At 69.1% G+C, this 13,674-nt stretch carries 12 protein-coding genes; all 12 read right to left on the bottom strand.

Annotated elements, in window-relative coordinates:
* Nucleotides 1–63 precede the first annotated feature (63 nt).
* Entirely contained in the window at nt 64–1,236 is a 1,173-nt protein-coding gene (locus H3309_RS13635) for a peptidoglycan glycosyltransferase FtsW (protein ID WP_182295221.1), read from the bottom strand.
* The gene (murD, locus tag H3309_RS13640) at nt 1,233–2,582 is read right to left on the bottom strand and encodes a UDP-N-acetylmuramoyl-L-alanine--D-glutamate ligase (RefSeq protein WP_182295222.1); all 1,350 of its coding nucleotides are present in this window, start codon (nt 2,580–2,582) and stop codon (nt 1,233–1,235) included. Before murD ends, H3309_RS13635 begins: the two co-directional genes overlap by 4 nt.
* Entirely contained in the window at nt 2,579–3,652 is a 1,074-nt protein-coding gene (gene mraY / locus H3309_RS13645; protein ID WP_182295223.1) for a phospho-N-acetylmuramoyl-pentapeptide-transferase, read from the bottom strand. Before mraY ends, murD begins: the two co-directional genes overlap by 4 nt.
* On the bottom strand, nt 3,652–4,998 hold the full coding sequence (locus H3309_RS13650) for a UDP-N-acetylmuramoyl-tripeptide--D-alanyl-D-alanine ligase (protein ID WP_182295224.1): 1,347 nt from the start codon (nt 4,996–4,998) through the stop codon (nt 3,652–3,654). The genes mraY and H3309_RS13650 overlap by 1 nt, the downstream gene beginning before the upstream one ends.
* Nucleotides 4,999–5,074: 76 nt before the next feature.
* Nucleotides 5,075–6,520 carry a UDP-N-acetylmuramoyl-L-alanyl-D-glutamate--2,6-diaminopimelate ligase gene (locus H3309_RS13655; protein ID WP_182295226.1) on the bottom strand — a complete coding sequence of 482 codons (1,446 nt, stop codon included), beginning with the start codon at nt 6,518–6,520 and terminating at the stop codon, nt 5,075–5,077.
* A 4-nt stretch (nt 6,521–6,524) separates the two neighbouring features.
* Nucleotides 6,525–8,237, bottom strand: a complete 1,713-nt coding sequence (locus H3309_RS13660; protein WP_243453734.1) for a peptidoglycan D,D-transpeptidase FtsI family protein — start codon at nt 8,235–8,237, stop codon at nt 6,525–6,527.
* 7 nt (nt 8,238–8,244) lie between these two features.
* Nucleotides 8,245–8,856, bottom strand: coding sequence for a hypothetical protein (locus tag H3309_RS13665; RefSeq protein ID WP_182295228.1), 612 nt, complete (start codon nt 8,854–8,856; stop codon nt 8,245–8,247).
* Nucleotides 8,853–9,776 (bottom strand): 16S rRNA (cytosine(1402)-N(4))-methyltransferase RsmH, encoded by a 924-nt coding sequence (gene rsmH, locus H3309_RS13670; protein ID WP_182295230.1) that lies wholly within the window; start codon nt 9,774–9,776, stop codon nt 8,853–8,855. Before rsmH ends, H3309_RS13665 begins: the two co-directional genes overlap by 4 nt.
* The gene (locus H3309_RS13675; protein WP_182295232.1) at nt 9,773–10,243 is read right to left on the bottom strand and encodes a division/cell wall cluster transcriptional repressor MraZ; all 471 of its coding nucleotides are present in this window, start codon (nt 10,241–10,243) and stop codon (nt 9,773–9,775) included. Before H3309_RS13675 ends, rsmH begins: the two co-directional genes overlap by 4 nt.
* A gap of 237 nt (nt 10,244–10,480) precedes the next feature.
* Nucleotides 10,481–11,269 (bottom strand): hypothetical protein, encoded by a 789-nt coding sequence (locus H3309_RS13680; protein WP_182295234.1) that lies wholly within the window; start codon nt 11,267–11,269, stop codon nt 10,481–10,483.
* On the bottom strand, nt 11,266–13,017 hold the full coding sequence (locus H3309_RS13685; RefSeq protein WP_182295236.1) for a heparinase II/III family protein: 1,752 nt from the start codon (nt 13,015–13,017) through the stop codon (nt 11,266–11,268). Before H3309_RS13685 ends, H3309_RS13680 begins: the two co-directional genes overlap by 4 nt.
* Nucleotides 13,007–13,672: a ribulose-phosphate 3-epimerase gene (gene rpe / locus H3309_RS13690; RefSeq protein WP_182295238.1), complete on the bottom strand. Its 666-nt coding sequence runs from the start codon at nt 13,670–13,672 to the stop codon at nt 13,007–13,009. Before rpe ends, H3309_RS13685 begins: the two co-directional genes overlap by 11 nt.
* Nucleotides 13,673–13,674: the final 2 nt, after the last annotated feature.

Raw genomic sequence — 13,674 nt, forward strand, 5'->3', positions numbered from 1 at the left:
CGACAGGCCCAGGATGAGCGGTGCAGGGATTGGACGATCGCCCATGGTGAGCTTGTCGAACCGTCATGCCGGCACGCCGCGCAGATAGGGGCTGGCCTGGATGTGGCGGTTGCGGCGGGTGAGCGCCAGCAGGAGCCCCATGCCGAAAGCGGTGGCGATGAAGCTGGAGCCGCCATGGCTGATGAAGGGCAGCGTCATCCCCTTGGAGGGCGCCAGCGCCAGATTGACCGCCATGTTGATCACCGCCTGACCCCCGAACTGTGCCACCAGACCCACCGCCGCAAGCAACGTGAACGGATCATCCTCCTCTACCAGTTGTAGCAACACCCGGGTGACAATCGCAAGATATAGGATGGCCAGCGCAATGCAGGCGATCACGCCGAACTCTTCGCCGATAACCGAGAAGATATAGTCGGTTTGCGGTTCCGGCAGTTTGAACTTGACCACGCCTTCGCCCGGGCCGGTGCCGAACAGGCCGCCGGATTTGAAGCAGTCGAGCGCGCGATCGACCTGATAGGTGTCGCCCTCGCCGTGCAGGAAGCCGTCCAGACGCTTCCGGACATGCGATTCGAACTGATAGGCGAGGGCCAGCCCGCCGATGCCCCCGCCGATGATGCCGCCGACCACCCACAGGCTCATGCCGGCAAGGCAGGCCTGCGCCACCCAGATGGCGACGATGAGCGCGGCCTGGCCGAAATCGGGCTGGCCGACGAGCAGGACGACCATGACGCCGAGCAGCGCCGCCCCGATCGGGATGACCGGAAGGTCGCGATCCTCGAACCGGGCAGCGAAAAGCAGGGCCGTTGCAACGATGAAACAGGGTTTCAGGAATTCGACCGGTTGCAGCTGGAAGCTGCCGATCATGACCCAGCGCACGGCGCCGTTGACCTCATGGCCGATCAGGGGGACCAGCATGAGCAGCAGGAAGAAGAAGCCGAAACCGAGGATGGCGACCCGTTTCGCCCAGCTTTTCGACAGCATCGAGATGCCGAGCAATACGGGAAGGCCGATGGCGACCCAGAAGAATTGCCGTTGCAGGAAATGCAGCGGATCGAGTCGGGTGTTGGCGTCGGAATAGCGGAAGGCGGCCGCTGGCGAGGCCGCGGCGACGGCGATGATGCCCAGCCCGATGAGAACGAGCAACAGCGACAGCAGTGTGCGGTCGATGGTCCAGAACCAGCGGGCCGCGGCGGTGCGGTCAGCGCGGCCGAGGCCGAGGCGGTCGGTCAAGGTCATGCGGCGTCCTTCAGGGCATGGACGAGGGTGCGGAACTGGTCGCCGCGGTCTTCGTAATCGCGGAACTGGTCGAAGCTGGCGCAGGCGGGCGACAGGAGGACGGTGTCGTCGGGCTGTGCGGCGGCAGCGGTATCGTTGACGGCCTGCGCGAGGGTGCCGGAGCGGGTGACCGGGAGGTGCGGGGCGAGGATGTCGGCGAAGAGCGGCGCGGCCTCGCCGATGACATAGGCGGCTTTCACACCGGCGAGATGGGGCAGGCAGGCATCAAGGTCGGGGGTTTTGGCCTGGCCGCCGAGAATCCAGTGCAGGTTGGGGAAGGCACGGAGCGCGGGGGCGACGCTGTCGGGGTTGGTGGCCTTGCTGTCATTGACGTAGCGGACGCCGGCGACCGTGCGCACGATTTCCATGCGGTGAGGGAGGCCGGGGTAGGTACGGAGGCCCGTGGCGATGGCGGTGTCATCAAGGCCGAGGAGGCGGGCGGCGGCGATGGCGACGGCGGCGTTCTGCCCGTTGTGCGGACCTTGCAGGGCCGGCCATTCAGCCTGTTCGCTGTTGGTGATTTGCGAGCCGTGCACGAGGATCGTTGTCGATTCATGGCCCGGGCGCATCCATTGCCGCAGGTGGATGTCGCGGCTGGACGCATCATCGCCGGCGATGATGGCGGCCTTGCCGGCGGACTGCATGGCAAACAGCCGTTCCTTCGCTGCGGCATAAGCTTCGAAACTGTCATAGCGGTCGAGATGGTCGGGCGTGATGTTGAGCAGCACCGCGACGTCGCAATCGAGGCTGAAGGTCAGGTCGATCTGGAAGCTCGACAGTTCGAGGACATAAACGCCGCCCGAGGTCAGCGGGTCCTGCCCGAGGATGGGGAGGCCGATGTTGCCGCCCATGGCCGTCGGCACGCCGGCGGTTTTCAGGATGTGGTGGATGAGGGCGGTGGTGGTGCTCTTGCCGTTGGTGCCGGTAATGCCGACGACCTTGTGGGGCGGCAGTTCGGGGCGGGCGAGCGCGAAGAGTTCGATGTCGCCGATGATGGGGATGCCGAAGCGCCGCGCATGGGCGGTGACGGGATGGCGGTTCAGCGGTACGCCGGGGGAGACGACGACGCCGTCGAAGCCGGAGAGGTCGAGGGTGAGGGGGTCGGCGAGGGTGAGACCTGCATGCGGCCCCACCCCCGGCCCCTCCCCTGAAGGGAAGGAGAGAAAGGGTTGACGTTTGGTTTCGTCGCTGTCCCAGGCGATGACACGGGCACCGCTGGCAAGCAGCGATTCAACGGTCGCGGTTCCGCTGCGTGCAAGGCCCAGCACGGCGTAGCGTTTGCCGCGGAAGGCCTCTGCGGTGATCACCGCAGTTTCAGCGTGGCGAGGCCGGACAGCGCCAGCACGAGGGAGATGATCCAGAAGCGGACCACAATAGTTGGTTCGGACCAGCCCTTCTTCTCGAAATGATGGTGGATGGGGGCCATCAGGAAGACGCGTTTGCCGGTGCGCTTGAACACGGCGACCTGGATGATGACGGAGAGCGCCTCCACCACGAACAGCCCGCCGACGATGACAAGGACGATTTCGTGGTTGGTGATGACCGCGATGGTGCCGAGCGCGCCACCCAGCGCGAGGCTGCCGGTGTCGCCCATGAAGACGGCGGCCGGCGGCGCGTTGAACCAGAGGAAGGCGAGGCAGGCACCGATGAGGGCACCGCAGAACACGCCGATGTCGCCGGCACCGGCGACATAGTGGACGCCGAGGTAATCGGCGAATTTCACATTGCCCACCAGGTAGGCGATGATGCCGAAGGTGAGCGCGGCGATGATGACCGGCATGGCGGCGAGGCCATCGAGGCCGTCGGTCAGGTTGACCGCGTTGCCGGCACCCACCAGCACGATGGCGCCGAAGACGATGTAGAACAGGCCGAGCTGGATGCCGACATCCTTCAGGAAGGGCAGGTAGAGCGTGGTGCCGGTGAAGCTGGCGATATACCAGACCGCGGCGCCGGCGATGATGAACTCGGCGAGCAGGCGCACCTTGCCGGGGACGCCGGCATGGCTGCGTTTCGTCACCTTGTGGTAATCGTCGATGAACCCGATGGTGCCGAAGCCCAGCGTCACCAGCAGGCAGGCCCAGACGAAGGGCTTGTCCCACTCCATCCACAGCAGGGTGGACACGGTGAGGCAGATCAGGATCAGCAGCCCGCCCATGGTGGGCGTGCCCTTCTTGGTGAGCAGGTGGGAGGCGGGGCCGTCCTCGCGGATCGGCTGGCCCTTACCCTGCTTGCCGCGCAGCCAGGCGATGAAGGGCGCACCCATCAGGATGCCCAGGAACAGCGCGGTCATCATGGCGGCGCCGGTGCGGAAGGTGAGGTAGCGGATGAGGTTGAAGACGCCGGGGAAATCGAACGCTTCTGCCAGATGATAGAGCATCAGTCGTTTTCCCCCAGGGTTTTGACGAGCGTGCCGAGGCCGACCGCGTTGGAGCCCTTGACCAGGCAGACATCGCCGGGCCGCAGCGTTTCGCGCGCCCATGCGAGCGCATCCGCGGCGGTGGCGAGATGGGTGGCGTTCGGGAGTTTCAGCGCTTCCATCGCCGGGCCGACCAGGGCGAGGGCATCGACCTTGGCGGCGGCGATGGGGGCGGCGAGGCCGGCGTGATAGGCCGCGCTGCCCTCCCCCAGCTCGCCCATCTGGCCAAGGATGGCGAGGCGGCGCGGCGCGGCGATGCTGCCCAGCACGGCGAGCGAGGCGGCCATGCTGGCGGGATTGGCGTTGTAGCTTTCGTCGAGCAGCGTGGCATGACCGCCACGGACGGCGACGCTAAGCCTGGCACCGCGACCGGGGAGGCCATTGAGGTCGGCGAGCGCCAGCCCGGCGGCGGCGATGTCGCCACCCGCCGCCTTCACCGTGGCGAGGACGGCGAGCGCGTTGTTCACCCAGTGCGCGCCGGCCATCCCGACCCGGAAGGCGAGCGTTTCGCCCATGATGTCCGCTGTGATGTCGGTGCCATCGGCGGTCATGGCCACGCTGAGCGGGCGCACGTCGCCGGTGGCGCCGAAGCTGATGGTGCGGGCGGCATGGGTTTGCGCGGCGGCGCGCAGGATGGCGATATGGGGATTGTCGGCGGGGATGATGGCGGTGCCGCCGGGTTCCAGGCCCTCGAAGATTTCGGCTTTCGCATGGGCAATGCCGGCTTCGCTGTCGAAGAACTCAATATGGACGGGAGCGACCCAGGTGATGAGGGCGACATGCGGGCGCACCTGGCGGGTCAGCGCAGCGATTTCGCCGGCGTGGTTCATGCCCATTTCGAACACGCCGAAGCGGCTGTCGGCGGGCATGCGGGCGAGGCTGAGGGGCACGCCGCTGTGGTTGTTGTAGCTTTTGACGCTGGCGTGGACGGCGGGGGTGTTTTGCAGCAGCGAGAGGCGAATCGCTTCCTTGACACCGGTCTTGCCCACACTGCCGGTGACGCCGATGATGGTGGCGCCTGTGCGGGCACGGGCGGCACGGCCCAGCGCTTCGAGCGCCGCGAAACTGTCAGTCACGCGGACATGCGGGGCGTCGATGGCGGTTTCGCACAGGATGCCGGCGGCGCCGCGTTGCAGCGCGCTGTCGATGAAGCGGTGGCCGTTGGTGGTATCGCCGCGCATGGCGATGAACAGTTCGCCGCCGATGATCTCACGGCTGTCGAAGGCGACATTGTCGACGGTGAAGGCGCCGTGCGCGGTGCCGCCAGTGGCAGCGGCGATGGCGTCGCTGGTCCAGAGGGGGGTCATCGGGCCCCCTCCGTCAGCCTTTGGCTGACACCTCCCCCGCGAGCGGGGGAGGGGCTTGGCGTGGCGCGACGTGTCGTCATTGCGCGGCCTCCCTTGCGACGCTGACGTCGTCGAAGGGGAGCGTGCGGCCGGCGACGATCTGGCCCTGTTCATGGCCCTTGCCGGCGATCAGGACGACATCGCCGGGACCGGCCATCCGCACGGCGGCGGTGATGGCGGCGCGGCGGTCGCCAATCTCGCGCGCGCCGGGGGCGGCGGTGAGAATCATGGCGCGGATGGCGGCGGGGTCTTCGCCGCGGGGGTTGTCGTCGGTGACGATGGCGACGTCGGCCTCCGCAACCGCGATCGCGCCCATTTCCGGGCGTTTGCCGGTGTCGCGGTCGCCGCCGGCGCCGAAAGCCAGGATCAGGCGGTTGGCGGTGTGCGGGCGCAGCGCGGCGATGGCGGCCCTCAGCGCGTCCGGCGTGTGGGCATAATCGACATAAACGGGGGCGCCGGAAGCGGTGATGACCGCCCGCTCCAGCCGGCCGCGGACGCCGGTGACGCGGGAAAGCGCGGCAAGCGTTTTCGCGGTGTCGCCGCCTGTCGTCATGACAAGGCCGGCGGCGCAGAGGGCGTTGGCCGCCTGATAGGCGCCGATCAGCGGCAGGGTGATGCTGTGGCTCTTGCCGTCCGCCTCGACGGCCAGCGTCTGGCCGAGCAGGGTGGGGGTGCGCTTGACGAGGCGCAGGGTTTCCCCGTCGGGGCCAACGGTGAGCAGGCGCAGGCCCCGCGCCGTGACCGCCTCGCAGATGCGGCGGTTGTAGTCCGCGCCTTCGGCCTGGTCGTCGCGCCAGACGACCGCGGCGCCATTGTCCGCCAGCACTTCGGTGAACAGCCGCAGCTTGGCCTGGAAATAGGCCTCCATCGTGCCGTGATAGTCGAGATGGTCACGCGTCAGGTTGGTGAAGGCAGCGGCGGCGACCGGCAGCCCCTGGGTGCGGTATTGGGCGAGGCCATGGCTGGAGGCCTCGAAGGCGAGATGGGTGATGCCTTCGCGGGCGAGGCCGGCGACATTGGCAAGAAAGCTGACGACGTCCGGCGTGGTCAGTCCGCCGGTGCCGTCCTTCAGGCTGCCGTCCGCGGTGGTGATGCCGAGCGTGCCGACCGACGCCGCGCGTTCGCCGACGAGATACCAGAGCTGGCGGGTGAGTTCGACGGTCGAGGTCTTGCCGTTGGTGCCGGTGGGGGCGACGCAGGTGGCGGGGAAAGGCGCGAAGAAACGGGCGGCGAGGTCGGCAAAGGTGGCGCGGGGATTGTCGCTGCCGATGTGAAGCGCGCCTTCCACCAACGCCTGCGGCCGGGCGACTACGGCGATGGCGCCGGCGGCGACCGCGGCGGGGATATAATCCTCCCCGTTGACGGTGGCGCCCTGGAACGCGCCGAAGATGGTGCCGGGGGCGACCTTGCGATTGTCGATGGCGAAGCCGGTGACGACCTCGTCCGTGGCGGTGGCATGGCCGAGCAGTGCGGACAGCTTCATCGTCTCACCCTTTATGCTTGGGGACGATGAGGGATTTGACGCTGCTCATGTCCACTTCCCGCGCGGCGTCCGGTGCCACGCCCAGGACGGGGGCGATGCGCAGCACGGTGCGCTTGAAGATCGGCGCGGCGAGCCAGCCGGCGGTGCGAAAGCCATAGGTGTCCTTGGTGCCCTTGCCGTCCATCAGGCTGACGATCACGGCATAGCGCGGGGCGTCCATCGGGAAGGCGCCGGCGAAGGTGGTGATGTTCTTGTCGTGGTAATAGCCGCCACCGAGTTCGCGCGGGCGGGGCATTTCGGCGGTGCCGGTCTTGCCGCCGACGCGATAGCCGGGGGCGTCGGCCTGGCCGCCGGTGCCTTCGGTCACCGCGGCGCGGAGCAGAATGCGCATGGTGTCGCTGGTCGATTGCTTGAACACGCGGCGGCCGGGGTTGGCGCGGGCGGGATCGACCTTCAGGAAGGTGGCGGGGCGATAGATGCCGCCGTTGACCAGGGTGGAGTAGGCGACGGCAAGGTGCAGCGGCGTGACGGCGATGCCATGGCCGAAGCCGACCGTCATCACCGCGCTCTGTCCCCAGTTGCTGACGGGTGGGTAGAGGGTACGGCCCTTTTCCAGCAGCTCGCCGCTGACCTTGTCGAGGAAGCCCATCCGGCGGAGATATTCGCGCTGGACGGGTTCGCCATATTCCAGCGCCATCTTCGCGGTACCGATGTTCGAGGAGTAGACGAAGACATCGGGCACCGACATGATGCGGTTCTGCGGGTGGTCGTCCTTGATCACGAAACGGCCGGTGTGCAGCGGCGCGCGGGCGTCATAGGTCTTGGCGAGCGACGGGATGGTGCCGACGTCCAGGCCCATGGCGATGGTGAAGCCCTTGAAGGTGCTGCCCAGTTCGAACACGGCGAGTGTGGCGCGGTTCATGTAGGCCGGCATGCCCATCGCCCCGCCGGGTGCGTTGGGGTTCCAGCTGGGCAGTGACGCCATCGCCAGCACCTCGCCGGTATGCACGTCCATGACGACCCCGGCGGCGCCCTCCGCGCTGTGTTTCGCCATGGCGAAGGCCAGTTCGCTTTCCAGGCTCTGCTGCACGCGGGCGTCGAGTGCCAGCGCCAGCGGCGTGCCGAGCAGCTTCGGGTCGGACAGGCGGGCGTTGAAGGCGCGCTCGATGCCGGCGCCCTTGCCGTCCTCGCTCATCACACCGAGCACCTGCGCCGCCATGGTGAGATTGGGGTAGAGGCGTTCGCCCTCGCGCTCCAGCGTGATCCCCGGGTCACCCAGGCGACGGATTTTCTCGGCGTCTGCGGGCAGCACGCGGCGAGCGATATATTTGAATTTCCCGGGATGGGTGAGCGCGGCGAAAATCTGCGCCTCGCTGCGGCTGGGCAGGAGCGCGGCGATGCGCGATGCAAGGACCCGCTTGTCGCTGACGATGTCGTAGGGGCGCGCGGCGATCGCGAAGGCCTGGAAATTGCGGGCAAGCGGCGTGCCGTGGCGGTCGGTGATGTCGGCGCGGGCGGGGACGGTGGAGGCGATGGCGTTGCGCCGGTCGGGGCCGTCATAGAGCAGGCCGAGCTCCAGCAGGCGGAGGATGAGGATGGCGATGAGACCAAAGACGATGAGCAGGCCGATGACCATCCGCTGCCGCGCGACCGCCAGCGCCATCGCCCGGTGACCGGGGAGGCGGAGTTCGGCGGCGCGGGCGGCGGCGGGGCTCACGGGTGTTTCATGGGCGGGGGGTGGTGGCGATCTGGAGCAGGTCGGCGGGCGGGCCGCCGCGCTGCTCCTGGCTGGCGGCGGCATCGATGCTGGCGATCAGCGTCGGGTCGAGACCATGCGGCGCGGCGGGTTCGGGGCGAAGCCGCGGCGCGGCAGGCTTCGGCGCGGGGGTTATCGCCACGGTCGGTAGTGATGCGCGCAGCAGCGGCGCGGCGGGGGCCCGCGCCGGGGCTTCGGCGACGGCAAGCTGCACGGGGTTTTGCGCCATCGCCGGCGCGGCATCGCGGCCATAGCTGGCGAGCTGCATCGGATCGTTCAGGAACTGTTCGGCGTTGACCGGCTGCAGGCCCAGCACGTCACTGTTCCAGCGCTCCAGTTGCGGCAGGCGCATGCGCACCCGCAGCTCGGCATCGAGCGCGCGGATCTTTGATTGCAGCGCGGCATTGTCGCGGGCGAGCTTTTCCGCGGCCGTTCGCTCGTTGCTGACCGACAGGCTGGCGGCATAGCCGGCGACCGAGATGGCCAGGGTGCCCGCCACCATCAAGGCGGTTCGGGTCCATTTCTTGCGGGCGACGGGCGTGGGACCGGCGAAGTCGGTGGTCATCAGGCGCTGGATCATGCGTGGGCCTCCCAGGCTGGAGCGGGGGTACGGTGCGCGGCGCGCAGCGTCGCGGAACGCGCGCGGGGGTTGCCGGCAAGTTCCGCCGGCGACGGCCGGATCGCCTTCGACGCACGGGCAAAGCTGGGCGCGCGGGCGGCGGCGAGGACGGGCAGGTGGCGTGAGCCGCCGGGCAGCGCGCCGGTGCGGGCGGCGAAAAACTGTTTCACCATGCGGTCCTCAAGGCTGTGGAAGCTGACGACGGCGAGGCGGCCACCGGGGCGTAGCACGCGCTCCGCCGCGGCCAGGCCGCGGTCCAGCTCGCCGAGCTCGTCGTTCACATGGATGCGGATCGCCTGGAAGGTGCGGGTGGCGGGGTCGCGCTTCATGCCCGGGTGCCAGCCCAGCGCGCGGCGCACCAGGGTAGCCAATTCCCCGGTGCGGATGAGCGGGCGGGCGGCGAAGATGGCACGGGCGATGCGGCGCGAGGCGGGTTCCTCGCCATAGCGGTAGATGACGTCGGCGATGTCCGATTCATTGGACGCGTTCAGGAAATCGGCGGCGGTCAGCCCCTCTTGGCCCATGCGCATGTCGAGCGGGCCGTCCTCGCGGAAGGACATGCCATAGTCCGGCTGGTCGAGCTGCATCGAGGAGACGCCGAGGTCGAGCGCGATGGCGTCGGCGCTGGCCTCCCCCAGGATTTCGGCCATGCGGGAAAAGGGGGCCTCGATCAGGCGCAGCCGGCCGTTGCTGGCGGCCTCCAGGCTGCGCCCGGCGACGATGGCGCGGGGGTCGCGGTCGAAACCGATGGCGGTAACGCCGGCGGCGAGCGCGGCACGGGCATAGCCACCGCCGCCGAAGGTGCCATCGACGTAGGTTTCGCCGGGTTGCAGGGCGAGCGCGGCCATGACCTCGGCCAGCAGGACGGGAATGTGGCTCATGCGCGCGCCGCCATCAGGCTGCGGACCGTGCGTTCCAGCCGCGGCGACAGGTCGGGCAGGGCCAGGAAGGTTTCCGGTGCCCACAGTTCGAAGCGGTCGCCAAGACCGAGGAACAGCGCGGCGCTGCGGTGGGTGAGTTCGGCGAGGTCGCGCAGCAGCGGCGTGAGCGAAAGGCGGCCGGTGTCATCATAGCGCAGCACTTCCGCGAGCGCGAAGGTCTCACGCGCGCGGTTGGCGGGGGCGGAAGAGAAATCGCCCTCGAACCGGTTGTTCAAGGTATCGACCTGGGCTTCGAAATGGCGGACGTCATAGCCGACAAGGCAGGGGCGATGCTCGTCCGGCGTCAGGGCGAGGGCTTTTTCACCGCTGCGTGATTCGAGCGCCTCGCGCAGGCCGGCAGGCACCGACAGGCGATGCTTGGCATCGATGCCATTGATGCAAGAGCCTGAAAAAATGGTGCGATTCACGACGCTTTACTTCCCCATCGGGAGTGGGCGCCGCCCCGGTCAGGGGAAAAATGTCTCCGAGATACCGCGCCATTCCCTGGGGAAAACTGCTATCATGGGAAATTATGGTATCGCAATGGGAAATCGTGGTTCATCAACTCAATTTGCGGCCAAGCGACTGATAATGCGCATGGAATATTTTCGAGCCGGTTCGACTGTGATGGCATCGTCTGCCTGCGGATAAGTGGGTGCAAAACATCAGGGCAACACCGGTTCGACACGCCAGGCATAACGCCGCGCCATGCGCAGTTCCGGATCGGTGGGGGACGTCAGGCGAACATGGTTGCGACCATCGCCGGCGGGCAGCGACTGGATTTCGATAAGGCTGCCATCGCGCCGCGTGGCCTGGAGATAGTCCGCCCCGGCCCAGTTGACGCTGGCCGCGGCGACGAAATCCTGCGCGCTGAGGCGCGACAGGATCGTGCCGAGGCGGGCGGTGTCTGACGGGCTGAGGGGCGTGCTGCCGGCGGCGCTGATCCGGCGGGCGGAGACGATGCTGTCGGCGGCGATGCGTGGCGGTTGCAGCGTGGACCAGGCCGACGGCCAGAGCGGCAGCGAGGGCGTATGGTCGAGCATGAGGTGGCGCGCCCCGAGCACCGCGCGGCGGTCGAAAAAGCCGGCGCTGGCAAGCGTGAGGCCCTGCCGGTCATAGAGCCTTAGTTGCAGCGGTTCCTCCGCCGGCAAGGGCGTGACCGGCGGGCGGCCGCGCAGGCGCGTGAGGTCGCGCAGCAGGGCATCGATGCGGCGCTCGTCGGCCGGGGCGTCGGCGGCGGACAGCACCACCCAGCGGTCGAGGTCGGCGCGGCGCAGCAGCACCACCTGTGCCCGGCCGCGCGCCAGTTCGATGCGCGTGACGGCCGAGGGATCGAGACCGGGAAACAGCCGGTCGCTCTGCCGCCAGTCCCTGAGGCCGATCAGCAGCAGGACGAGAAACGGCAGGGTGACGAGCAGGGCGACGAGGCGGGGGGTGCTGAGGGTCGCGCTCACTTGCCCTGCCGCTTGAAGCTCCAGCCGATGCTTGCCTGCCGGTCGTCGGGCAGGTCGGCCGCCAGGATCAGCTGCTGGATGGCATGGCTGTCGCCGTCCGGGTCGATCCACAGGCTGGGTTCGAGGAGCAGCGTGCCGGGATCGGAGTTGAAGGAGGCGCGGAACGCCCAGGCGGCGCTGCCCAGGCGGACCAGGGCGCCGAGGCCGTCGCTGGTGAGGCTGGGCTCGGCATCGGGACCGAGGTGGAAGCGGATGGCGACGGCATGGCGGTGGCTGCGGCGGAAGCGGCTGAGCGGGTTGGGGACGGGAATCAACCGGTCCTCCCCGCGCAGGTCGGTGCCGTCGGCGGAGAGGTAGAGGGTGCGGCGGTGGTCAAGGCCGAAGCGGCGGCGGTAACCGTCGTGGGTCGCCTCGACGAACTGCGCGCCCTCGTGGCTGCGGCGCTCCACCGTGACCGCCTCGACGCCGGAGGCCATGCGCGCGCTGCCGTCCTGCAGGCGCGTGCTGTTGGTGTCCGCCAGCACCAGCGTGCTGTGGGCGGCGGTCGAGCGCAGGCCTTCGGCAAGCTCCGCCGGCAGCGGCTTGCGCTGGCCGCCGTCGCTGCCGCAGTTGACGATCAGCAGCGCCGCGCCATCGGACAAGGTGAAGGCGAGCGTGGAGGCATGGGCGCGCGGGTTGACGCGCGAGGGCGGCGGCGGCCCGGCATCCAGAATGGCGATGGTCCTGCCGGCGGCGAGGCGCTGATAGCCGGAGCGCGGGCCAGGGGCGCTGTCCGCCGCGGCGTGCCCGGCGGTCGCCAGACGCTTCACCTGCGCGGCGCTGGGGGTGCCGCCGTGCCAGGCGGCGGGGTGGCCATCGCCCATCGACAGGCCCTTCAACGTCGGCCCGATGCGGTCGAGCGTGTCGCGGACGATGGCGGGGGGCGAACTGCCACGCGCCGTGGCGGCGGCGGCGACCATCAGCAGCAGTTCGCCGATCAGCGTCAGGTCGAGCGGGCAGCGGCTGACGGCGGAGCCATCGTCGAGCAGCAGCGCCGACAGGGATGTTGCCAAAAGGGCCTCGGCGCTGTCGTGGCGGGTGTCGCCGCCGGGGAGAAGCAGCCCGGCGACCAGCAGGCCGGCCGCCGCCTCGACCCGCGCGAAGCCTTCGGCCATGCGCGGCACCGCGCGGTCGAGATGGCGCGCCCAGCGGGCGATGGCGTTGAGCGTGGTGGAGCGGTGGACATGGTCGTTGCTGGCGATGATCCAGGGGGAGTAGGCCGTCCACATCAGGATGCGTCGGCCGGTGAGATCGGGCCGCCAGGCGAGCGGATGATATTCCGGGAATTGCGCCAGCCAGCGCTTGGCGACGGCCTCCACCCGCCGGCCGTCCCGGCCATGGTCGGCAACCGCCGCCATGTCGCGCAGCCAGCCCCAGCCGTTCGCCCAGTCGAGCCAGGCGGCCGGCGCGGCGGGGGCGTCGAAACGCACCTCCGCCATCGCCTGGCCATAGCTGCTGTGATAGAGGCGCCCGGCCTTCAACCGCTCGCCCACGCCGGGGTCGCCCGGGATCGGATCCACCGGCACGGCGAGCAGCTTCAGCGGGAAGCGGCCCTTCAGATGGCGCTTGCCGAGGGGCGAGGCGAAGGTGAGGCGGTCGAGCCGGGCGGCGACGCGTTCGGCGAGCGACAGGCCCTTGTCGCCACCAGCGCGAACCAGGCGGAAACTGTCGGCCCCGTTGCCGCCATCATCCGCGCTGTCATCCGCCATGGCGCAAGGCCGCGATATTGCCGGCATAGGCGGACGGGCCACCGCGGAAGCTGGCCGTGCCGGCGACCAGCACGTCGGCGCCGGCGGCCAGCGCGCGAGGAGCAGTGGTCATGTCGATGCCGCCGTCCACCTCCAGGTCGATGGCGCGGCCGGTCGCGTCGATCATGGCGCGCAGCCGTTCGATCTTGGGCAGCGCGCTGTCGATGAAGGCCTGGCCGCCGAAGCCCGGGTTGACGCTCATCACCAGGATCAGGTCGACAAGGTCCATGACATGGTCGAGCGCGCTGACCGGCGTGGCCGGGTTGAGCACGACGCCGGCGCGCTTGCCCAGCGCCTTGATGCGTTGCAGGCTGCGGTGCAGGTGCGGCGAGGCCTCCGGGTGGATCGAGAGGATGTCGGCGCCGGCCTCGGCAAAGGCGTCGAGATAGGGATCGGCGGGCGCGATCATCAGGTGCACGTCCATGACCTTCGCGGTGTGCGGGCGCAGCGCCTTCACAACGGCAGGGCCGATGGTGAGGTTGGGGACGAAATGCCCGTCCATGACGTCGACATGGATATAATCGGCGCCGGCGGCGTCGATGGCGCGCACTTCGGCGCCCAGCGCCGCGAAATCGGCGCTGAGGATCGAGGGAGCGATGCGGACGGGGCGCGACATGG

Origin of the sequence: Sandaracinobacteroides saxicola (genome assembly GCF_014117445.1) — a bacterium.
Classification (GTDB): Bacteria; Pseudomonadota; Alphaproteobacteria; order Sphingomonadales; family Sphingomonadaceae; genus Sandaracinobacteroides_A; species Sandaracinobacteroides_A saxicola.